The sequence below is a fragment of the Clostridium sp. JNZ X4-2 genome (genome assembly GCF_054889485.1).
Genome location: NZ_CM142685.1, coordinates 615,281 through 639,147 on the forward strand (window position 1 = coordinate 615,281; position 23,867 = coordinate 639,147).

Below are 23,867 nucleotides of genomic sequence, written 5' to 3' on the forward strand. Positions count from 1 at the left end.
TATTATTAGGTATCCCTTTTTGTAATTTTAAGAGGTGTGAATATGAGGTACAGGAAATAATTTGCTGTACCTCGGGGAATTTGTTTTATGAAGTATGTTTAAAAGTTGTTAAGCTTTTGATTATAGCTTCCTCTTGCTTTTGTGTTATTGTTCCGTTATTTACAAGAGTATCAAATTTATGTTTGAAAAATACGGTCAGGTTATCAATATGCTCTTTTCTGCAGGAAATCAATAGATTTTGTACGGAAGCCTTTTGATTTTTGTTTATGGTACCCTTATTTACCAGATCATCCAAGCCATTGTCAAAAGAGTTTCTAAAATTTTTCCCCTGCTTTTTAGAAGAAGAGAATACTTTTTTTATGGAGGATTCCTGTTCCTTGGTTATGGTTCCATTTTGAACCAGAGTATTCAATTTATTTTTTGAACACTTGTGATTTTTTTTCATAAATTCTCGAAAGTCGTTGGATTTTATTAAATCCAGTGAAGCATTTTCCTGCTTTTGAGTTATGACTTCATCTCTTACCAGCTTATCAAGATGGGATTTATAATCATGATGTTTATGATTGCTATTTTTTTTCAATGCGGTTTGACTTATTGCGGAGATATCCCCAGCTGATGAAGCATGAACCGTCATGAAACTAATATTTAATGATGTCAAAACAGTTAAAGCAGCTATTATTTTAATATTTCTTTTTAACATTTTATTTTCCTCCCAAAATAGATTTATTTATAGTTTGCCGATTTATGTGGTAATTATTCGCAAAAATTGTTTGAAAGTTGACATGTAGAAACGTTTACCATATAATGAAATCGTAAAGTTATTTAATCACTGATTAGTTTGCAGTTGCACAGCTAGTTGGTGATTTTATTTTAAGCTTTTCTATAGTTTTAACTTAATATGGGGGGGAATGATTGTTAGTATGGATAATGATATATTACTGGTAGCTCCATATGATAAGCTTGAGAGGTTGGTACGGGATATAAAGGATAATATAGATATACCATTTTCTATAATTGAGGGAAATTTTATAGGGAAGAAATGTGAAAATATAAGTGATATATATAAAAGTATTGATCATGGTACAAAGATTATAGTTACAAGGGGCGGAACGGCAGCATATTTAGGAACTAAGATGAATATACCTGTGATAGAAATTCCAGTAACTTCCTTTGATATATTGAGATCTATAAGCAGTGTTACCAATAGAGGTTATAAAAAAATTGCAGTTGTTACTATATCCAATATTATCTACAAAAAGAACTATTTTAATAATATATCGGATATCAATGTTGAATTTGAATCCTGTAATGATGTAGATGAGATTCCAGAGGCAGTGGACAAAATTATAAAAAACAATAAAATTGATGCCCTGATAGGAGATGTTATAGCTGTTTTAGAGGCAAAGAAACACGGCATTTACAGTGAGATACTTGAATCAGGCCAGGAAGCTGTTGTACAGGCACTGAATCAGGCTGTGAGAATGATTCAATATAATATTGAAGAAAAAACCAGGGTAAAAGAAATGGAATCCATATTGAATGTAATAGATGAAGGTGTACTCACAGCGGATAAGGATAATAAAATCAGTGTTTATAATAAATCCGCCCAAAAGATACTGGGAAATCCTCAAAGTGAGGTAATAGGCAATAAAATGCAGGACATCTTTCCGGTTCACTGCTTTGAAAAGATTAAAAAGGGCAGCCCCATTGAACTTGGAAAATTGATAACGTTAGGTGACAGGAGAATTGTTTCCAATATAATAAAAATTCTGGTTGACAACAAAATACAGGGAACTGTGGCAATATTTCAGCAGGTGGATGACATTCAAAAACTGGAATTGAATATAAGAAAAAAGCTCAGTGAAAAAGGACTTGTAGCTAAATATAATTTTGATGATATTATAGGAAAAAGTGATAGTATAATGAAAACTAAAAATTTGGCTTTTAAATTTGCCCGTTCTGAAGGTACTATACTTATAGTTGGTGAAAGTGGTACCGGCAAGGAGTTGTTTGCACACAGCATTCATAATGTGAGCAGAAGAAAGAATGGTCCCTTTGTATCAATAAATTGTGCTTCCCTAAATGAAAATCTGCTTGAAAGTGAGTTGTTCGGGTATGAAGAAGGTGCCTTTACAGGTGCTCTAAAAGGTGGCAAAAAGGGACTTTTTGAAATTGCACATGGAGGAACGTTATTTTTAGATGAGATTGGAGAGATATCTCTTAATTTTCAATCCAGACTTTTAAGAGTACTTCAGGAGAGAGAAATAAGGAGAGTGGGAGCAGACAAGATTATACCCATAGATGTGAGAATAATCTGTGCTACAAATAAAAACTTGAGAGATGAAGTAATCAATAAAAGTTTTAGAGAAGATCTATATTATAGAATAAGTGTGCTGGAACTTAGAATTGATCCATTGAGAAATAGAAAAGAAGATATAATACCATTGGTAATATCCCTTATAAAAAAGGAATGTGCAAATGAAAATAGATGTTTGTACTGGAAAAATGAAAATGTATTTAAGCGCCTGCTGGACTACAGCTGGATAGGAAATGTCAGGGAGTTAAAGAACTTTATTGACAAGCTTGTTATATGCAATGAAGGGGAAGAGATTACGGAGAAGTCATTAATGGAAATTCTAAATTATAATTTTAGGGATAGAGACTGTAACAGGGAGATAAAGATAAGGGTGTCCGATAACTTAAAGGAAATGGAAAGTGATATTATATATAATTTACTGAAAGAATATAACGGAGATAAAGACAGATTATGCAGGAAGCTTAACATGAGTAAAACCACTCTATGGAGAAAATTGAATTTCAGAAATGAAAAATAGATTTCATTTCTGAAATGGAAAAAGATATGTATTGGATAAAGGGAAACCACATTACAAAGGTTTCCCTTTATTTTTGCAGAAATTTTAAAATTGGCATGGATATTGCTGTAAAGATTAGTGTAACATTATTTATAAAAATTATTGTACAAGGAGATGAATGAAGATATGTACAGTGGAATTTTTACACCAATGATAACGGTTTTAGATGAGAACAGAGACATTGATTTTAAAGGTAATGGAGAGCTGATTGACTATCTTGTTGGAGGCGGAGTCAATGGAATTTTGATATTGGGAAGTACAGGAGAATTCTTTAGTATACCTCTGGATAAAAAGAAAAAATTTATCAGCTTTGTGATTGAAAAGGTGAATAAAAGGGTTCCGGTTCTGGTTGGAACAGGTGGAACAGACGTAGATGAAGTAGTTGAACTCACAAAGTTTTGTGAAAAAGAAGGAGCAGACGCAGTAGTCGTTGTCTGTCCATATTATTTTAAACTAGGTGAAGACAGCCTGTATAAGTATTACTCTGAGATTGCAGAGAACACTGATATACCAATTATTATGTACAATTTTCCCGATAGAACCTGTGTCAATATGAGTGCAGAGCTTATATTAAAATTAGCTCTTAAATACAAAAATATCGTGGGAATTAAAGATACTGTGGATAATATGAGTCATACCAGGAAAATAATTCAAGTCGTGAAATTACAGCTGAAAGATTTCATGGTGTTTTCAGGATTTGAAGAATACTTTATCCCAAATTTACTTTCCGGTGGAAATGGATTAATCGGAGGCCTTTCAAATTTTGATCCTGAATTATTTTCGGAGATCTTTAGCGCATACAACAAAGAGGATTTTAAAAGGGTAAAAGTATTGCAGAATAAAATAAATAAATTTATGGGACTGTATGATATTGCACAGCCTTTTATACCTACTATTAAGACAGCAGTATCATTAATTAAAAAGGATATAAAACCGGTGAGCTGCAAACCTCTGGGAACTTTAAATGAGGTACAGGCTGCAAAATTAAAAGAAATTCTTAAAAATGAAATCGATTTTTAGAAAGGAAAATAGCTATGAATGATAATATAAATTCTTTAATTGTGGACAAGAAAGATAATGTGGCTGTAGCTATATCGGAGTTAAAAATTGGGGATACAGCTGTGTACAAGATTGGTGATGAATTGAAAAAAGTTTCTATTATAAACAACATACCTGTCTATCATAAATTTTCAATATCCAATATAGAAAAAGGGGAGGAAATTTATAAATACGGTCAGGTAATAGGAAAAGCCATAAAGGATATAAAAACAGGGGAACATGTGCATTTGCACAATTTTATAAGTATAAGAGAAAATATATAGCAAAATAGTGGACGGGAGGATAAGGTTATGAAATTTATGGGATATAGAAGACCTGATGGAAAAGTCGGAATAAGGAATAAAGTTCTTGTACTTCCTACTTGTGCATGTTCAAGTGAAACCTGCAGGATAGTGGCGGAGCAAGTAGAAGGTGCTGTTAATATAGTTAATCAAAATGGATGTGGTCAGGCCAAAGGTGATTTGGATATCACTGTGAAGGTGCTGGTAGGCCTGGCGGCAAACCCCAATGTGTATGGTACAGTCCTCATAGGACTTGGATGTGAAAATGCCCAGCCTGATGAGGTTTCAAAACTAATAGAAGCTGTGACTAATAAGCCTTTAAAAAAATTGGTTATTCAAGAAGAGGGAGGAACAAGTGCTACTATTGCAAAGGGAATTGAATATGCAAGGAAGATGGCACAGGAAGCATCTGAAATCAAAAGGGAAGAAGCTGACATATCCGAGCTCATAGTTGCAACGGAATGTGGAGGATCTGATCCTACTTCCGGGCTGGCGGCCAATCCGGTTCTTGGTGATATGAGTGACAGGCTTGTGGATTTGGGATCAACCTCAATACTATGTGAAACAACTGAATTCATAGGGGCAGAACATTTACTTGCGGCAAGAGGAGCTACTCCGGAAATTAGTGACGAAATCATATCCATAGTTAAAAGATATGAAAACCATTTGAAGACTGCAGGGGAAAACTTGAGGGAAGGTAATCCTTCACCTGGAAATAAAGCAGGTGGTATAAGTACTATTGAAGAAAAATCATTGGGGTGCATACACAAAGGTGGACATAGACCTATAGTGGAAGTGGTGGATTATGCTGATTTCCCCAGTAAAAAGGGATTGGTCATAATGGATACTCCAGGGTTTGATATAGCATCGGTAACCGGACTTGCAGCTGGCGGATGCCAGATAATAGTGTTTACCACAGGAAGGGGAACTCCTACAGGCAATATAGTATCTCCAGTGTTAAAGGTAACCGGCAATAAATATACTTTTGAAAAGATGAAGGGAAATATAGATTTTAATGCAAGTGAAGTTATATCAGGAGAAAAAACCATAGAACAATTAGGTGAGAATCTGTTAAATGAAGTCATCAAGGTAGCAAATGGGAAAGTTACAAAGGCAGAGGCATTGGGTTTCAATGATACTGCAATAAGCAGGTTGTGTAACTATGTATAGATTGTTTGTATAAATGTTGGATCTTTCATGAAAGGTGCAGGTTTAGACTAAATATGGAAACGTTTATTATATGAGGGGGAGTATAAATGCAAAAAAATGTAAATAAAGTAATACCTAGTGGGCGTTGGCTTCATATAATTCCACCCACAATACTGGTTTATATAGTAGCCTTTATGGATCGTACAAATATAGGCTTTGCAATGGCAGGCGGAATGAGTAAGGATCTAGCTATGACGGCCAGTGTTACAGGCCTTGCTGCGGGAATATTCTTTGTAGGATATCTGTTTTTGCAAGTTCCAGGTGGACAAATAGCTGAAAAGGGAAGTGCCAAGAAATTTATAGCATGTTCAATAATGGCCTGGGGAGGACTTGCAGTTATATCCGGATTTGTTCAAAATGTGCCCCAGCTGCTTGCAATTCGTTTTTTACTGGGAGTTGCCGAAGGCGGTGTGTGGCCCGCAATACTAACTATTATAAGCCACTGGTTTCCAAACGAAGAAAGGGGAAGGGCAAATGCATATTTCATAATGAATGTGCCAATAGCTTCCATAATAACTGGTCCGCTTTCCGGATGGATTATAACTGTATACAGCTGGCGTGCTGTTTTTATAATAGAAGGTATAATATCTCTTGCATTAATATTGGTTTGGCTGCCGCTTATAAGTGACAGGCCTGAAGATGCCAAGTGGATATCTGAAGAGGAAAAAGAGTATATTACACGAAAAATAGAAGAGGAGCAGAAAAATGTAAAAGATAAGGAAGGAACTGCTGTATCTCTTAAAGACATATTTTCCAATATAAATATGTGGAAATTAATTGTAATATATTTTTGTTATCAGACCGGAATATACGGGTTTTCACTCTGGCTTCCGACTTTGATAAAAGAACTTACTAAATCAGGAATGAATGGTGTGGGGTGGCTCTCTACACTGCCTTATATTGGTACCATAGTTGGGCTGTATGTGTTCTCTCATTTATCCGATAAGAGTGGTAATAGAAAACTGCATACTGCACTGCCTTTAATTGGATTTTCCATATGTCTGTTATTGTCAGTTCAAACAAAATCCAGCATATGGCTGTCATTTGCTTTTTTAATTGGCTGCGGTGTATTTCTTCAAGCGGCTTCAAGTGTGTTCTGGACAATACCTCCAATATTGTTTAATGCAGAGATGGCAGGAGGTGCCAGGGGAGTTATAAATGCACTCGGAAATTTGGGAGGTTTTCTGGGGCCGTATATAGTTGGGTGGCTGACTATGAAGTACAGCTCGGGTATAGGAACTTATAGTTTAGTAATAATTTTAGCAATTGGATTTTTAGTAACTGTATCATTGCCAAAAGAAACATCTAAAAGTGAAGGACTGTAATGGTGAAATAAATTGTTTTGAGTTTATATAAAATATCATATAAGTGGGAGATGTAAATATGGAGTCTTTGGATTTAACTAAATTTCCGAAAATAGAATTGCCTAGATTCTTAAAAATAAAACAGAATTTCGAGAAGGACAGAGTTGAAAATGTAGAACTTGAAGTGGCAAATAAAGTAAAACAAAGTATAAAAAATATGGATTTGAAAGGCAAGAAGATTGCAATAGGAGTTGGCAGCCGTGGAGTTGCAAATATTGATAAAATGGCAAAGACAGTTGTGAACTGTCTGAAAGAAGCTGGAGCACAGCCTTTTATTATACCTGCAATGGGAAGCCATGGTGGAGCTACACCAGAGGGACAAGCAGCTATTCTGGCCTCCTATGGTATTACAGAGGAAACCATGGGAGTTAAAGTGGATGGATCTGTAGATGTTGAGCCAATTGGAGAATATGAGCCCGGATTGACTGTTTATGTTGCCAAAAGTGCACTTGAAGCAGACGGGGTAATTATAATTCCAAGAATAAAACCCCACACCTGTTTTAGAGGTAAAGTTGAAAGCGGTGCTTGTAAAATGCTTGTTATAGGTCTTGGCAAACAGCGTGGGGCGGATTCAGTCCACAGCAAGGGATTTGAAAGATTTCATGAATTGATACCCGGAGTTGGATGTATGATAGCTGAAAAAATCAAATTGCTTTTTGCTGTATCAACAGTTGAAAATGCCTATGATGATACCTATAAGATAACCATACTTACAAAAGATGAAATACTTGGACTCAAGAAGGAAGCAGCTCTTCTTGAAGAGAGCAGAAAAAGGATGGCTCAAATACTCATACCAAAATTTGACGTACTTATAATAGGAGAGATAGGTAAAAATATAAGTGGAGATGGACAGGATCCAAATGTAACGGGGTTATATTTTACCAAATGCGCCAGCGGAGGGCCTGAATTTAAAAAATGTGTAATACTGGATGTAACGGATGAATCCCATGGAAACACAAATGGAGTTGGAATGGCTGATGTTACAACTAGAAAATTGTTTGATAAAATAGACTTTATCTCAATGTATACAAATTGTTTTACCAGTACGGAAATAGAACCTGCTAAAATACCTATGGTTGCCGCAAACACTGAGGATGCTGTAAGGATAGCGGCTAAATTATGCAATGGAATACAAAAGAAACAGCATAAGATAGTATGGATTAAAAATACCATGGAGCTGGGAAAAATGTGGGTAAGTGAGCCTCTGCTGGATGAGGTTGAAAAAAATCCTAAATTGGAAATCTTAACTGAACCCCAAGAAATGAAATTTGAAAATGGCGAACCTGTAGATATATGGTAGTAATAGTAACTATACCACAGGCGCATATCTATTTCAAAAAAGAGCAAGACCTTAATATATAGGGCTTTGCTCTTTTTTCAGGTTCTGGGAAAATCCATGAGCAGATAAATTGCAGAGACAACTGGAATTATAATGGTGCTTTATTTTATGATTATGATTTCACCCTTATCTACTGCACTGTAGTGTATATGACCTCCGGTGTGGATTATGGTGTCGCCAAGCTCCGGATCTACCTGTGTATCTCCCAGGCATGAAAGACCGTGCCAGTATTTTGCTGCACTGTCACTTGTGTCTTTTCCCAATTTCTTTTTTTCTAGATATTTAGGTATATTGTACAAATTACCACAGGGGGTTGTAATTAATACTTCTGTATTCAATATGACATTGCCTTTATCCACCGCAACTTTTAATTTGGGTTTTCCAATTTTAAATTCATCTATAAATTTATTTATTGTGCTGGACTTGCCTTTGTCAAGTGCGCAGAAAGGTTTGGAGAAAGCATATTGCAGATTGTATTTTTCACATTCTTCTATGGTCTTTTCTTTCACCCATTTTGTAAGCCAGCTTTTATTTTCCAGAGGAACAAGAAGTGCTCTACTTCCACTGTCACTTATGAATTTTGGAAGCTCCATCAAGATATCTTCATGTATTCCTATGGCTATGCTCAAATCATGTTCATCAAACTTTTCAGGAAGGTATTCCAGTGGATCATCTAAAAATAAAGGATATTCATTTGGAAGCTGAAATACATTCACCACGTTATTTGATTTATTTTGAATATGATTGTTCATCATATATCTAAGATTGGGTATAAATCTTTCATTTGCAAATATTCCATCCGTTTTTATAGAGTTTCCTTTTTGGCAAAATCTTTCTGTGCCCTGGGAACAGATGATTTGAATTTTCACGGCAGTATCCCCCTTTTAAATATGTTGTAGTTATTTTATTATACAACAATATTGACAAAAATTTATCATTGCTATATAGTAGTATTAAATGATACTACTAAGTAGATAAGAGGAATGATTATGGATAGAATATTGGAATTGTTAAAAAACTTTGATTTAACGGATGTTGAAGCAAAGGTTTATATAGAATTATTAAAAAATGGGCCGTCTACAGGTTATGAGATAAGTAAAATATCGGCAGTACCCAGATCCAGGGTATACAATGTACTTTCAAAATTGGTGAAAAACGGATTTGTAGTAGCTTCAAAATCTAAAAATCCTACATATTATAATTGCATATCCGTTGATGAATTTATAAACAACAAAAAATTTGAATATAACTCATTATTTTCAGAAATGTCCAGTGAATTGAAGAAAGTTGAACGATCAAATAATATGGATTACATATGGTATATAAATGGTTATAATAATATATTCAACAAGTGCCGAAATATTTTGAAAAAATCAAAGAAAGAAGTATATGTGCAGTTATGGATGGAGGATGCGCCACAAATACATGCAGAATTAAAAACATTGGATAATAGAGATATTCCACTATTGACGGTGCTGTATAGTAGTGAACACAAATATAAATTGGATTTAAAACTGGTATACAGGCATGGCTTTGAAGATGAAAAACATGCAGAATTGGGCGGAAGATTGATTTCCATTGTTTCGGATGATAAAGAAGTGGTCTTCGGACGCATATTTGATAACGAAGAATCAGAAGTCATATGGACTGAAAATCGTTCTCTTGTATTTTTGGTTAAAGAATATGTAAAACATGATGCTTATTGTCTCAAATTGATTGACTCTGTTGAAAAATCAAATTCCAATAAGTTAAATCAATGTATATCAAAAATATAAGAGATATATTTTAAATTAAATATTATAAAAAGTAAAGGAGACAATTTCATATTGTAATGAATTGTAGAAGCAGTTATATTATATTCAGAGGCAGCAATGATTATTAAAGAATTTAAAACAAATAAATAAATGTTTAATATTAGGGAGGATGTTAAGTTATGTTGTTGCTTAATAAAAGCGATATAAAAAAGGTTTTTAATATGAAAGAGGCTATTGACGCCGCAAAAGAAGCATTATCTATATTTTCAGAAGGTAAAAGCATAGTACCCTTGAGAACCAATATTGATGTACCAAAATATGAAGGTCAGAGTTTATTCATGCCGGCATATGTGGAGGGACTTGACAGTGTTGGTATCAAGATTGTTTCAGTTTTTCCGAAGAATATTGAAAAAGGAATACCTTCAGTACCGGCTAAAATGATATTGCTTGATGGTAAAACCGGAGATGTAATATGTATCATGGATGGTACTTATCTTACTCAACTCAGGACAGGTGCTACATCTGGGGCGGCAACTGATATATTATCAAGAAAAGATGTGAAAAATGGTGCACTGTTTGGAACCGGTGGTCAAGCAGGAGCCCAGCTGGAAGCAATGCTTACGGTGAGAAATCTTCACAAGGTAAAGGTATTTGATATTGATAAAAAAAGAGCTGAAGCTTTTGCTGAAAGGATGAGTAAAGAACTCAGCCGCTTTTCTACAAAAATTGTTGCCGCCGAAAGTTCGGATGATGCTGTTAAAGATGCTGATATTATCACTACAGTAACTACTTCTAAAAAAGCTGTTTTCAATGGAAAACTTGTAAAAAAAGGAACCCATATAAATGGAGTTGGATCATACACTCCTGTTATGGAGGAACTTGATGAATATATAGTTCAAAATGCTGATAAGATTTATATGGATTCAAAAAGTGCTGTTCTTTCTGAAAGTGGTGATTTTATAATCCCTATAAAAAAAGGACTTATTGATGAAAGCAAAGTCAACGGTGAATTGGGAGAAGTAATTTCTAAGAAAATCCAGGGAAGGACTTCAGAAGATGATATAACTATCTATGAAACTGTTGGAATTGCTGTAATGGATGTGGTCACAGCATATAAAATCTATGAAAAGGCACTTAAAGCCAAAATCGGTATAAATGTAGAATTTTAAAGTCCACAAGAGAAATTTGAAGATAATTGTGACGTGGGTAAGGTACGGTAAATAAATGACTTAGCAGGAATTTGATTTCCGACAGCTTGAAATATGAAGGCTGCCGGATTTTTTATGTTGTAGATTTTTCACATATTGAGTATAGGCCGTATTTCTTCCAAAGAACCTGTATGCCTGGTCATAAAAAAGGAACTTGCACTTCAAGATTATATTGTAAATCATACTAATTTAAATATATTGCAGTTATTTATCAGACAGCAATTCAGGAGGAAGTTGCCTTTTGCTGATATTGTAAATTTGAAATAATATTAAAAAAACACTTGACATATATAAAAGCCTAACATAAAATGAAATTAAGAAGAAGATGAAACTTCTTCTAGTACTTCTGAACCAGGGAATGCCAACAAATAAATGGCATTCTGCAGTAAAATTTTATGGCAGTGAAAGATAATTTGATGTAATTTATTATCGGAAATTGCTGTAGGAAAATATTTAAAAAATGTGGGTGGACATGCGGCCTATGATGAGTGTTCATCAGTAAAGGCAGCAGCTGACAAAATCAGCGGCCTGAAAAATATATGATGTTTGATATATTTCAGGGAAATAATAACTGTTGGTGCTGCTGAAAGAATAATATAGTTGAAGGAGATGGTTGTAGAAAGTTAGAACTATAACTGTATATGATATATCTTTGAATATTATATGTATGGGTCATGTAAGGTCATAAAATTTTAATTTTATGGTACGGAGATGTTTTAAAGTAATAGGATTCCATGATACGGAAACGTTATGGATAATGGTTAGAAAAAGGTGATACAAATTCAAATAAAATCAAATAGTGCGGATGGTTCAGTAGTTACTTGACTGCCAATTGGTCTTTGAAATAAAGCTGATTGGCAGTCTTAATTTTTTGTAAATCACAAGCTAAAGTTAATATTTTTCTTTTTATTATGTATGATAATTTGCTATAATTAATCATGAATAAAACATTTCCATCTGTTTTTGATTATTGTTTTACAGTAAATTTATTATATCGAACTAATGAACTGTCATTGTTCTATAAAACATTAGAACTGACAAATCCTGCAAAAGCTTTCTTGAAAATAGAGTTACTTCGATTAAACAAGCTATGGTTTTATTGGGAGAAAATAAGAAAATGGCTGTGCTTAATATGTATTAAACCTATATGTAATGATAAATTCCAGGCAGAATATTTTAATAAATAATATTTGATAAAATTAAGGTGGTTATACTGAAAATGTTAAACAGACAAAAAAATTATCCCATATTTGTACCAGATATTTTAAATAAAATGCGAAAAGCTGAAGATATGGATGAACTGTTGAAATATGAAAATATTTTGATAGCAACTTTTATATCTTCTATAGGTGGGGTTGGAAGTGCGGTAAATTTTATTATTGCCTGTATAAGACACAATAACTTTATTTATACATTTATAATTCCCATATTTATAATGATTGGAAGTGTGATTTTATATTGTATACCAAAAAAACATTTAAGTGAGAGAGTAAAGGTGCATATTATAAATGCAATCTGCATTTTTCTCATATGTGCTTTGATACTTCCATATTATTCACAAATAAATGTTTTGAGCTGGTTTATAATTTTTATAATTATTCTGATTGCTCTTATAAGAACAGAGCCTAACATGCTATACCACGTTATTGCTGTATCAGTTGGAATGTATTTTTTTACTGTATACATGAGTTATAATATTAATGCTGGTTACTACAATGTAATTGAATTTATTCTGCTTATGGTCGTTCTTGCCATAAGTTTTGCAGTAAATAAACTTCATGAGAATCTGACTAAAAGTAAATTCAGGCAGATTTATAAAATAACTGAACAGAATCAGAAAATTTCCATGTTATATGAAGAGATACTTGCTTCCGCAGAAGAATTGAAACAGCAGAATAACGAACTTGAAAAATGCAATGAACAGATTAGAAAAGACAGTGAACACTTGAATTATATAGCAAATTATGACAGCCTGACAGGTCTTCCAAACAGGAAGATGTTCATGGATAAATTGGAACTTGACTGTAAGCTGGGTAAAAGGGATGAAGCTGAATTTGCGGTGGTATTTATTGATCTTGACAATTTTAAAAAGATAAATGATACTATGGGTCATTATGTCGGAGATAAATATCTGTGTAAAGTTTCAAAACGACTGATAAAATTGATTGAAAAAAATGATATTATGGGAAGACTTGGCGGAGATGAATTCGGTCTTGTTGTCCATGAATATCATAATAAAGAGAGCTTGATGAAGTATATTAAAGGTTTGAAAAGGAACTTTGAAAATCACTTTTTGGTAGGAAAATATGAACTTCATTCAAGCGCCAGTTTTGGGATTTCAATATATCCACATGATGGGGAGAATGCCATTGATCTTATAAAAGCAGCGGATACAGCCCTTTACAAGGTAAAAGAATCTGGTAAGAATGATATACGTTTTTTTAACAATGGTATGAAAAGAGAGATTATTTTTAATACATATATGGAAAATTCACTTTTTGGGGCTCTTTACAGGAATGAGTTATATCTGGTATACCAACCGGAATTTCAGACTGATTATAACAGCAGTTTAAATGGATTTGAAGCTCTTTTGAGATGGAAGACCCGGGAAAACAGGGTCATAGGCCCAACCTCCTTTATATCTGTGGCAGAAAAGACTGGAATAATTAATGAGATTGGAGAATGGGTCATCAGGCAGGCCTGTAAAAAGATAAACAAGCTCAAATGCAATTATAACAGGAATTTTTTTATTTCAGTGAATGTGTCGCCCGTTCAGATGAAAAATAAAAGATTTGTAGAAAAGGTTAAATGTATTATAGAAGAGGAAAAAGTTGATCCGCATTTGCTGGAGCTTGAAATAACGGAGTCGGTGTTTATAGGTAATATGAACCAGGCAGTTTCAATGATCAAGCAGCTGAAAAAGATGGGACTTCGTATTGCTCTTGATGATTTTGGCACAGGTTATTCTTCACTGAATTATTTGAGGCAGCTGCCCATTGACACTTTGAAAATAGATAAATCATTTATAGATGCTCTTGACAAGGATGAATGTAAAAAGGAAAAAACTATTGTAAATTCGATTATTTCCCTGATGCATGAGATGAAAATATCCGTAGTATCGGAAGGAGTTGAAACCTCAAGACAATTAAGATATCTGAAACAGGCAGATTGTGACAAGGTGCAGGGATTTTTACTTGCCAGGCCGCTTACGGAAGGGTCCCTGGATGATCTGCTGAAAAGTATATATTCATGAATGCATATAATGTGAATAAATATAAAAAATATAATTCATATATGGAGTATTTTGACTTCAATAGAAGACAGACTGTAAAATTAATACTTGCTGAGATGCATATGCAAGTTGAAAGTGTAATAAAGGTTTATTATGTATGGTTTACTATAATGGATCCAAGAATTCAGATAAAAAATGCTTGCTTTTTAGTATAGACACTTTTTTGTTTAAGTAAAATTGGTTTCAAGAATAAAACTAATCTTATTTTGCTCAAAAGCGCAAATAAAATACAAAAAAGTATTGCATTTATATGAACTTGGCGATAACATTTACATATGAAATAAAAGTTTTAGAATACCTGTAAAGGAATTGAAACTTGTGGTTTTGAAATATACGTATTTTAGAATACCTAGAAGGAATAGCTGCTTTTATTTGGAAGGGGGTTATATTTTTTAAAAAGATATAACTATTATTGTGATTTTGAAATATATGTAAAGCATATTAAAACTGAAAACGTTTTTTGAAATAACATATGTTCAAAACTAACAAAAGGAAGTGAAAATTTATTTATGATAGAGGGTATAATTCAAATAGGAAATTCCATGCTTTCTGATGGCGGAGACATGCTTTGCAGCTTGATTAAAGATGTGCCTTCACAAAACAGAAAGGGAAAGCAGACCCATGTGCTGAAAATTTGTTTCAGTACGCAAAAAAATGAATTTAAATTGGATTGTAAAGAAGAAATTGACAGCTCTACAGCTTTGAAATATGCCTTTATAGGTTCTGCAGATGGCCCCGCATCTCCACAGTGGTTTGTAACCAGCAGTTCATATCTGTATCACATAACTGAAACATTATATAATTTGACAAAAGTGGATTTGGGAAGTGAATTAAATGGAAAGTTAAAGACTATATTCAGCACTTATTATGTAGATCTGGGAGATAAATTCAAACCTAAAAATAGATATATTTTAAATTATAAAAAATATGGAATTGGTGAAGAGGATGTTTTAGAGACATTAGACAAAATTGAAAATGAAGAAACTGAAGAAGATGAAAAACGCAGGTATAAAAATGTAACTTCATCCCTAAAAAAAGTTTATTCTAAGAAGTTTGAAAATTACATAAAAACTGAATTCAATATGAAAAAAGATGAAATAGGTCTTTGTACTATTTTAGTGGATGGAGTACCCTTAAGTGATTTTAAAGAATATAGACAGGCAATTCTAAAAAGCAAGCAGAAAAGCAAAGGCAGTAAAAATGTCAAAGGCTGCTGCAGTATGTGTGGAAGCAGTGAAGATTTAACCTCCGATTTATCCAAAATGAAAATAAAGTACTATACTACAAATCAAATTATATTTGCAAGTGAACTTAAAAGCTATGATAAGAATATGCTTTTATGCAGTGAATGCCTCAATAAACTCATGTCAGGTGAAAATTATATACAAAATAAATTGAATACAAGGCTTGTGGGATTTACAGTTTATTTGATTCCTCATTTTGTATTAGGAAACCCTATGAATAAAAAAGACTTGGACAAGATATCTGAAAGTATTCAGCATTCTTTCAATACAGTGAAAAATTTAAGCGGAGTTGAGGATTTTAAATATGAAATTCAAAACATATCAGATATAAAAAATGAAAAGGTATATTTTTTAATAAACATAGTGTTTTATAAAAAATCAAACCAGGCAACCAAGATTCAAAAGCTGATTAAGGATGTAAATCCATCTGTATTTCAAAAGATTATGACTGTATCCTATGATATGGGTAAATTAAGCAGAAAAATCATGGGGATAAATTATAAACTCAATATAGATCTGCAGACCTTTTATTTCATGACACCTATTCGGCTTAAAAATTCAGAGCCTATGAATTATAGAAAACTTCTTCAAATGTATGATGCTATTTTGACGCAGAGAAGTTTAAAGCTGGATGAATTTATAAAAGGAGTTGTTTCCTGTGCCAAAATTGAATTTTTTGATGAAGCAGGTTACAACATAAATGGAAAATCAGGTATATACAACACAATACTTAAAGCTAATTTCTGTATAAAGTTTTTAAAATATATGGGATGTATAGAGGAGGGAGAAAAGATGGACGTTTCCAATTTAAAAGTTAGAGATGATATGAAGGTTTATATCTTAAACATGGGATATGATGAGCAGCAAAGTGCCATGTTTTTACTTGGATGTCTTATAGGTGAGATAGGAAATGCACAGTATAGAAGAATGGGTGAAGACAGAAAGCCAATTTTAAATAAACTTAATTTTGGCGGTGTTGATAAAAATAAAGTTATAAGGCTTGCCAACGAAGTGTTTAATAAACTTATCCAGGAGAAAATAAGAAAATATAATGAAATTACTTTTTCGGAGTGCAAAAGGCTCATGGATGCCAACAAGGATTTGTGGAAATTGAACAAGCACGAAAATTTGTTTTACATTTTATCTGGATATAGCTATGATACCATGAAAGCAATGTTAAATAAGGGAGGAAAAGAAAATGAACAATAGTGAAATTTTGTATCTGTATGATGCAAAGCTTACAAATCCAAATGGAGATCCTGATGAGGAAAACAGGCCTCGTATGGATTACGAAAGAGATATAAATCTTGTTTCTGATTTGAGAATTAAAAGATACATAAGAGACTACCTGCTGGATAAAGGCTATGAATTATTTGTTTCAAAAGTTGATGATAAAGCTGTAACTGCAGAGGGCAGGATAAAAGAACTTGGCAGCAGTGATGTAGATACAATACTGGGTAAACTTATAGATGTAAGGCTTTTTGGGGCTACTATTCCTGTAAAAAATGACAATAAAAATTTTATAGGACCTGTCCAGTTCAACTGGGGGTATTCTCTCAACAAAGTGGAACTCCTGGAAGCCAGCATAACATCCCATTTTGCTTCAGGAGAAGGAAATAAACAGGGTGCTATAGGGAAAGATTACAGAGTTAAATATTCCTTTATTGCCTTCAGCGGGGTTATAAGCGGCAAAAGGGCAGAGCATACAAAATTGAAGGAAGAAGATGTGGAAGTCCTAGATAAAGCTATGAGATATGCTATACCGGAACTTGCCACAAGGAGCAAAATAGGACAGTATCCAAGGTTATATCTGAGGGTCGAATATAAAGATAATGAAACCATACTTGGAGATCTGAGGGACTATTTAAAATTTTCTTCTGAAGATGAAAGTGTAAGAGATATAAAAGAAGTGACTTTGGATATAACAGAACTTGTGAAATTTTTGAATGAAAACAGTGACAGAATTTCTAAACTGCATTATTTTGCAGATGAAAAGCTGAAACTTGTGCTGAGTGGAAATAAAGTTGATTTCAAGGAGGCATTTGGCGGCTTTTCATTAAATGAAGTAAAGTAGGGTGAAAGATATGGATTTATTGATATTAAAGGTTAAAGGGAAATTTGCACATTTTAGAAAATTTTATACAAATTCATCTTCACTTTCCTATTCCGTGCCTCCAAGGACAACTGTGATAGGTCTGCTGGCAGCTGTTCTGGGTTATGAAAGGGACAGCTATTATGAGCTTTTTTCAAAAGATAAATTTAATGTATCTGTAAAAAAAGACAGCTGTATAAGAAAGGTAATGCAGAGTGTAAATTATATTAAAGCTACAAGTCCTAAAAATATATTTCAGCCTAAAGACCATACCCAGATTCCTGTAGAAATTTTAACTGGAGATGACGGGGTTGGGTATACCATTTATATAAACTGTGCTGACAAAAATTTGATGGATGAATTGGAGCTCAGGGTGAAAGATAATAAATATGTCTATTCTCCATATCTGGGGGCTGCACCTTTTGACTGCAGTTTTCAATTTTGCCGCAGGCTTGATATAGAGCCGGAGAAGAACAGTGAACCAATACGGATATCCACTCCTGTGAATTTAAAATATGTTGTTTCGGGGAGTATAGATATATTTGAAGATGACAATTTGAAACTTCTAAAAGAGAGGATGCCTGTGGAATTTTTAAAGGGCAGGGAAGTGGGAAATATGGCTTCCTATATTTATGATGAAAATGGTCACCCCTTGAAATTGAAACTTAATACTGAATTTATAAAACTTGAAGATGAAAATATATTGTTTATGTAGGAGATGATAGCATGAAATTTTATTCTCATCCTGATAAATTAATTTTAACTCATCTTATGGAAGTCAATGAAATATCCCGGAATTATTGTGATAAAAAATACAGCAAGGCAGAGGAAATACTGAGTTTTACCCATGATTTTGGGAAATACACTACTTTTTTTCAAAGATATATTTTAGGCAAAGATAAAACTAAAAATGCCTTAAATAGCCATGGGTTTATATCTGCGCTGTTCGGGGCATTCATTGCCCTTGATTTTTACAATGATGATATTATGTCTGTGCTCATATACAATTGTATACTTCACCATCATGGAAGCATGCAAAATGTTGATATAAATTTGCCTAAAAATTTTAGAAGGCCAGTAATATATGAAGGTAATCTCAGGAAAAAGGTTGATGACACTTATGAACAGCTAGAAGATATAGAAAAGAACAGGAAATTTATAGCAGAGGATTATAAAAAAATTGGATATGAAAAATATTTTGATGAATTCATAACTCAAAAACCTCTTGAAAAGATCCTGACTAAATTAAAAAAACTGCAATTTAAATTTGAATATGACAATGAAAGCGGGGAAACTTATTTTATAAGTCAGATGCTGTACAGTTCACTTATTGCAGCAGACAAGATCAGCGCTTCAAATACAGATCTTCCAGAAATAAAATCTGCAGATTTTGATATTCTAAACAAAACGAAAAATGAGAAATTTAAAGATAGTGCCGGAGATAAAATAAATTTAATTAGAGCTCAGATATTCAATAGTGTACAGAATCGAATTGAGAATGTTTATAAGGAAAATAGAGTATTTTCTATAACAGCTCCTACGGGAACGGGTAAAACTTACTGCGGATTTTTTGCAGCTTTAAAGCTTCAAAAGCTTTTAGGGGGAAATAGGAAGGTAATATATTCCCTTCCATTTACGTCTATAATAAATCAAAACTATTATTCCATATATTCCCTTTTTGAAAATATACCTGATTTTAAGAATGAAAGCAGTGAGTATATAATAAAGCATCACAGCCTTGCGGATGTTGAATACAGCAGTGAACATGAAAATTATACAAAAGTTAAAGCTGAAATGTTAATAGAAAATTGGAACAGCGGAATAATAATTACAACCTTTGTCCAGCTTCTTGAAACTCTAATAGGAAATAAAAATAGAATGCTTAAGAAATTCAATGCACTGAAGAATTCAATAATTATACTAGATGAGGTACAAGCTATAGATATAAAATACTTGAAACTTGTAGAATTTATTCTCGAGTCTGCCAGCATATATCTTGGCTGCAGGATAATAATGATGACTGCAACTAAGCCTCTCATACTTTCAAATGCATCAGAACTTTTGGAGAACAATAAAAAATATTTTGATATGTTCAATAGAACTTCCATTATTCCAAGGCTTGAACCAATTAAAATAGAAAGTTTTATAGAAGAATTTTATGAAAACATGGAGAACAAGTCCTATCTTATAATATGCAATACCATAGCGCAATCCTTGAAGATTTATAGAGAACTTAAAAATAGCGGCAGAAAAGTGTTGTATTTATCTACTAATATTTTACCCTGCCATAGAAAACAAAGAATAGATGAAGTGACAAAGATGCTGAAGAGGGATGAAAAAATAATACTTATTTCAACCCAGGTTGTAGAAGCAGGTGTGGATTTTGATTTTGATGCTGTGATAAGAGATATAGCACCTATTGATTCCATAATACAGTCGGCAGGCAGGTGTAATAGAAATGGGGAGAAAGAAAATGGAAATGTGTATGTTTACTCCATGGTGGATGACAGCGGTACAGCTTATGGCAACAGGGTTTATGGGAAAACTCTGATAAATATAAGCAGGGAACTTTTACAGGATAGAGAATGTATAGAAGAAAAGGAGTATTTTGAACTTATCGGAGATTATTTTAATGAAGTAGATGAAAATAAAAACCAGGAGGATTCCGAGAAGTTCAAAGAATCAATTATAAAGATGTGTTTTAGTGATAAAGACTACAGCCTGGATAAATTCTCACTTATAAAGGAAAATAGCAATTATATAGATGTGTTTTTTAGAATTAATGATGAAGCTGAAAGAGTATATAATGAACTTTTAAAGGTCTTAAGTATTAAAGATATTGAAGCTAAAAGCGAAAAAATGCTTGAAATAAAAAATAAAGTCAGGGAATATACTCTGTCTATTCCAGTTAAATATGTTGACAGGGTAAATAACAAGGATGATATTATATTGAATTTTCCTCAAAGTGCCTGTGAAGTATATTATGATGATATGACAGGATATAAGAGGGAAAAGGAAGAAGATTTTTTTGTTATGTAGGAGTGGATATTATGGAAGCCAATGGAACCATGCTTTGGTACTACAATGTGTGCAAGCGGGAGGTATGGCTTATGTCCAGAGTCATAGTGCCTGATCAGCAGGATGAAAATATAGACATAGGCCGTTTTATACATGAACGTACATATAAGAGAAACAGCAAGGAAATAAGCTTTGGGAACGTTAAATTCGACGTGCTTTTCAGAACCAAAAATCAGATAACAATTGGGGAGACAAAGAAAACTTCTAAATATGCTGAGGCCTCAAAATGGCAGCTTATGTATTATCTAAATCAGTTAAAAGAAGCCGGAATAGAAGCAAAGGGGGTTTTGCTGTATCCGGAGGAGAAAAAGAGGACAGAAGTAAAGCTGACTGATGAATCCCGGGAATGTCTTCAAAAAATGTGTCTGGATATAGAAAGAATATGTGAACTTAAACGTCCTCCTTCTGCTGAGAAGATACGGTTTTGCAGGAATTGTGCTTATAGAGAATATTGTTATTCATAGGAGGCAGAGATGAAAAAGGATATTTACATTTTTAATGATGGGGATTTAAAGAGAAAAGACAATACCGTGTTTTTTGAAACAGGTGGAAAGAAAAAATATTTGCCCGTGGAGGAACTAAATAATATTTGGGTATTTGGTGAAATTAATTTAAATAAGAAGTTTCTTGATTTTGTATCCCAAAAAGAAATATGTATACATTTTTTTAATTATTATGGATATTATACTGGAACTTTCTACCCAAGAGAGCATTTAAACTCCGGATACGTAATATTAAAACAGGCAGAAAATTATCTTGATTATGAAAAAAGGCTTAAAATAGCCAAGATGATAATAGAAACTGCAGTAGAAAATATAATTGTAATTTTAAAATATTATAACAGCAGGGGCGTGGATGTAGAATCAGAACTTAAAGATATAGCAGAAAAGAAAAAATTTATGGAAAATTGTCAGACCATAGAAGAACTCATGGCAGTTGAGGGCAATATTAGGCAGGAATATTATGGATGTTTTTCAAAGATAATAAAGAATTCGGAATTTGCTTTTAAAGTTAGAAGCAAGCGTCCTCCAAGGGACAAGATAAATGCACTTATCAGCTTTGGAAACTCCATGATGTACACTACTGTTTTAGGAGAAATATACCAAACCCAGCTGGATCCAAGGATAGGATACCTTCACTCCACAAATATGAGGCGTTTTTCACTTAATCTTGATATAGCTGAAATATTCAAACCCATAATAGTGGACAGAACTATCTTCACCATTCTCAACAGGAATGAGCTGACGGAAAAAGATTTTGAATCCGATTTTAATGGTATAATGTTGAATGATAAAGGAAGAAAAAAGTTTATAGAGGAGTATAACAATAAACTTTTAACAACAATAAAACACCCTAAAATAGGAACTACTGTCAGCTATAAACGTATAATAAGGCTTGAATTGTATAAGCTTCAAAAATATATAACTGAAGATGAGCCATATAGTGGTTTTGTTGCGAGGTGGTAATTGGTGTTTGTAATACTTGTCTATGATTTTGGAGAAAAGCGCGTAGGCCGTGCTCTTAAAACATGCAGAAAGTATTTAACCTGGGTTCAAAATTCAGTTTTTGAAGGAGATATAAGCATGGCTAATTTAAAAAATTAAAGTGCCAGCTTTCTGACATCATGGTAAGCAGTGAGGATTCGGTGATAATATATACTTTTAAAAGCACTAAATATTCCAATAGAGAGGTTCTTGGAGTGTCCAAAAATCAACAGGATATATTTTTATAAAATGGCCTGCTTAATTTTCAAAAACATTTTAGGATTATCTTAAGTTTTATGTCGTCGACCCTGAATAGAGTAAAAATTACCGTGGGTCGACAATTTTTATGTTTCCAGTTAATTTGCGGGTTAAGATTGATTTTTGAAACTATTGTAGAAATTTTCTTGGATATTGCAATTTTGAATAAGCTGATGTATGCTTTATTTGATGGGATTTTAGATTACCTATGAGGAATTGAAATCAGGCCAGACAGTGTCTAACGGGGCACAGGCGGTATCTGATTTTAGATTACCTATGAGGAATTGAAATTTTCTTATATCCTGTGTGGGTTTATAATCCAGTTTTTCGATTTTAGATTACCTATGAGGAATTGAAATAGGGGATCTTTATAAAACACTGGTTTCTTTAGTTTCGATTTTAGATTACCTATGAGGAATTGAAATCTGGTAATCCATCAGCAATATTATTCTCCAAATCAGATTTTAGATTACCTATGAGGAATTGAAATCTGAAGAACTAATAAATAATAAGATAGATGAAATGTGATTTTAGATTACCTATGAGGAATTGAAATTTGATATTACAGGAAGTTCTGCATTTAGCGGAAATAGGATTTTAGATTACCTATGAGGAATTGAAATTATAACATGTTTGTAAATTCTCATCGCTCTCATGAGGATTTTAGATTACCTATGAGGAATTGAAATTTAAACGAATATGAGAGAATAATTGTGCTTGCACATGAGATTTTAGATTACCTATGAGGAATTGAAATTTCAAAATATCTTCATGTTCAATGATCCACTTCATAGGATTTTAGATTACCTATGAGGAATTGAAATCCCTTTCAGAACTTTCATTTTTAGGACCCTTATAAGATTTTAGATTACCTATGAGGAATTGAAATTCAAACATGGCCTGTAATTGTGTCAAAGGCCCCTGAAGATTTTAGATTACCTATGAGGAATTGAAATCGAATAATGTAGCAGCCTCCGCACCTGCGCAGCCAGGATTTTAGATTACCTATGAGGAATTGAAATTCAACTCCTGCATTTTCTAAAACAATTAGTCTTCCAAGATTTTAGATTACCTATGAGGAATTGAAATCTATCTCTTTTAGTTCTAAACCATCTTCTTTGTTTTGCGATTTTAGATTACCTATGAGGAATTGAAATAAGCAAAGGATAGTTTGGAATATAATAAACATGAAGATTTTAGATTACCTATGAGGAATTGAAATTTAAATAAGTAATCTGTATCTTCAAGCATTTTCCGCGGATTTTAGATTACCTATGAGGAATTGAAATCAATTGATTTGTCAGACGGTTTAATTTTAATTTCTAGATTTTA

The 23,867-nt window shown here is 33.1% G+C and carries 18 protein-coding genes, 1 pseudogene and 1 CRISPR repeat array (1 of these 20 cut by a window edge); of the genes and pseudogenes, 17 read left to right on the forward strand and 2 right to left on the reverse strand.

The features are described 5' to 3' along the window. Positions 1–85 precede the first annotated feature (85 nt). Complete coding sequence (locus ACYUJ6_RS02985; RefSeq protein ID WP_461844394.1) at positions 86–700, reverse strand: hypothetical protein; 615 nt, start codon at positions 698–700, stop codon at positions 86–88. A gap of 220 nt (positions 701–920) precedes the next feature. On the opposite strand from ACYUJ6_RS02985, the gene ACYUJ6_RS02990 reads away from it, so the two are divergent. From ACYUJ6_RS02990 to ACYUJ6_RS03015, 6 genes are all read left to right on the forward strand, one after another. Continuing rightward, the gene (locus ACYUJ6_RS02990) at positions 921–2,834 is read left to right on the forward strand and encodes a sigma 54-interacting transcriptional regulator (protein WP_461844395.1); all 1,914 of its coding nucleotides are present in this window, start codon (positions 921–923) and stop codon (positions 2,832–2,834) included. A 165-nt stretch (positions 2,835–2,999) separates the two neighbouring features. Continuing rightward, positions 3,000–3,893 carry a 4-hydroxy-tetrahydrodipicolinate synthase gene (gene dapA / locus ACYUJ6_RS02995; RefSeq protein ID WP_461844396.1) on the forward strand — a complete coding sequence of 298 codons (894 nt, stop codon included), beginning with the start codon at positions 3,000–3,002 and terminating at the stop codon, positions 3,891–3,893. A gap of 14 nt (positions 3,894–3,907) precedes the next feature. Beyond that, a complete protein-coding gene (locus ACYUJ6_RS03000; RefSeq protein ID WP_461844397.1) occupies positions 3,908–4,195 on the forward strand; it encodes a UxaA family hydrolase in 288 nt (95 codons plus the stop codon). 27 nt (positions 4,196–4,222) lie between these two features. After that, a complete protein-coding gene (locus ACYUJ6_RS03005) occupies positions 4,223–5,383 on the forward strand; it encodes a UxaA family hydrolase (protein WP_461844398.1) in 1,161 nt (386 codons plus the stop codon). Positions 5,384–5,469: 86 nt separating this feature from the next. Further along, positions 5,470–6,747 carry an MFS transporter gene (locus ACYUJ6_RS03010; protein WP_461844399.1) on the forward strand — a complete coding sequence of 426 codons (1,278 nt, stop codon included), beginning with the start codon at positions 5,470–5,472 and terminating at the stop codon, positions 6,745–6,747. Positions 6,748–6,805: 58 nt separating this feature from the next. Next, the gene (locus ACYUJ6_RS03015) at positions 6,806–8,086 is read left to right on the forward strand and encodes a nickel pincer cofactor-dependent isomerase, group 22 (RefSeq protein WP_461844400.1); all 1,281 of its coding nucleotides are present in this window, start codon (positions 6,806–6,808) and stop codon (positions 8,084–8,086) included. Between the two features lie 140 nt (positions 8,087–8,226). On the opposite strand, the gene ACYUJ6_RS03020 is transcribed toward ACYUJ6_RS03015, so the two are convergent. After that, positions 8,227–8,994, reverse strand: coding sequence for a DUF166 domain-containing protein (locus ACYUJ6_RS03020; protein WP_461844401.1), 768 nt, complete (start codon positions 8,992–8,994; stop codon positions 8,227–8,229). A 120-nt stretch (positions 8,995–9,114) separates the two neighbouring features. Here ACYUJ6_RS03020 and ACYUJ6_RS03025 point away from each other — a divergent pair, with 120 nt between their 5' ends. The 11 genes and pseudogenes from ACYUJ6_RS03025 (at position 9,115) to cas2 (ending at position 22,525) form a co-directional block, all read left to right on the forward strand. After that, positions 9,115–9,900, forward strand: coding sequence for a TrmB family transcriptional regulator (locus tag ACYUJ6_RS03025; protein WP_461844402.1), 786 nt, complete (start codon positions 9,115–9,117; stop codon positions 9,898–9,900). Between the two features lie 158 nt (positions 9,901–10,058). Then, positions 10,059–11,048, forward strand: coding sequence for an ornithine cyclodeaminase family protein (locus ACYUJ6_RS03030; RefSeq protein ID WP_461844403.1), 990 nt, complete (start codon positions 10,059–10,061; stop codon positions 11,046–11,048). A gap of 1,258 nt (positions 11,049–12,306) precedes the next feature. Continuing rightward, the gene (locus ACYUJ6_RS03035; RefSeq protein WP_461844404.1) at positions 12,307–14,340 is read left to right on the forward strand and encodes a putative bifunctional diguanylate cyclase/phosphodiesterase; all 2,034 of its coding nucleotides are present in this window, start codon (positions 12,307–12,309) and stop codon (positions 14,338–14,340) included. Positions 14,341–14,351: 11 nt separating this feature from the next. Further along, the gene (locus ACYUJ6_RS03040; RefSeq protein WP_461844405.1) at positions 14,352–14,534 is read left to right on the forward strand and encodes a hypothetical protein; all 183 of its coding nucleotides are present in this window, start codon (positions 14,352–14,354) and stop codon (positions 14,532–14,534) included. 354 nt (positions 14,535–14,888) lie between these two features. Continuing rightward, positions 14,889–16,832 carry a TIGR02556 family CRISPR-associated protein gene (locus tag ACYUJ6_RS03045; RefSeq protein ID WP_461844406.1) on the forward strand — a complete coding sequence of 648 codons (1,944 nt, stop codon included), beginning with the start codon at positions 14,889–14,891 and terminating at the stop codon, positions 16,830–16,832. Then, positions 16,822–17,697, forward strand: a complete 876-nt coding sequence (cas7b, locus tag ACYUJ6_RS03050) for a type I-B CRISPR-associated protein Cas7/Csh2 (protein ID WP_461844407.1) — start codon at positions 16,822–16,824, stop codon at positions 17,695–17,697. Before ACYUJ6_RS03045 ends, cas7b begins: the two co-directional genes overlap by 11 nt. 10 nt (positions 17,698–17,707) lie before the next feature. Beyond that, positions 17,708–18,430 carry a type I-B CRISPR-associated protein Cas5b gene (cas5b, locus tag ACYUJ6_RS03055; protein ID WP_461844408.1) on the forward strand — a complete coding sequence of 241 codons (723 nt, stop codon included), beginning with the start codon at positions 17,708–17,710 and terminating at the stop codon, positions 18,428–18,430. 11 nt (positions 18,431–18,441) lie between these two features. Next, positions 18,442–20,754 (forward strand): CRISPR-associated helicase Cas3', encoded by a 2,313-nt coding sequence (cas3, locus tag ACYUJ6_RS03060; RefSeq protein WP_461844409.1) that lies wholly within the window; start codon positions 18,442–18,444, stop codon positions 20,752–20,754. Positions 20,755–20,765: 11 nt separating this feature from the next. Further along, on the forward strand, positions 20,766–21,257 hold the full coding sequence (cas4, locus tag ACYUJ6_RS03065; protein ID WP_461844410.1) for a CRISPR-associated protein Cas4: 492 nt from the start codon (positions 20,766–20,768) through the stop codon (positions 21,255–21,257). Positions 21,258–21,266: 9 nt separating this feature from the next. Further along, positions 21,267–22,259, forward strand: coding sequence for a type I-B CRISPR-associated endonuclease Cas1b (gene cas1b / locus ACYUJ6_RS03070; protein ID WP_461844411.1), 993 nt, complete (start codon positions 21,267–21,269; stop codon positions 22,257–22,259). A gap of 3 nt (positions 22,260–22,262) precedes the next feature. Continuing rightward, a pseudogene (cas2, locus tag ACYUJ6_RS03075) lies at positions 22,263–22,525 on the forward strand (CRISPR-associated endonuclease Cas2). A 203-nt stretch (positions 22,526–22,728) separates the two neighbouring features. Then, a CRISPR array of direct repeats spans positions 22,729–23,867; the repeat unit is 30 nt; unit sequence GATTTTAGATTACCTATGAGGAATTGAAAT; it runs 2,547 nt beyond the window's last position.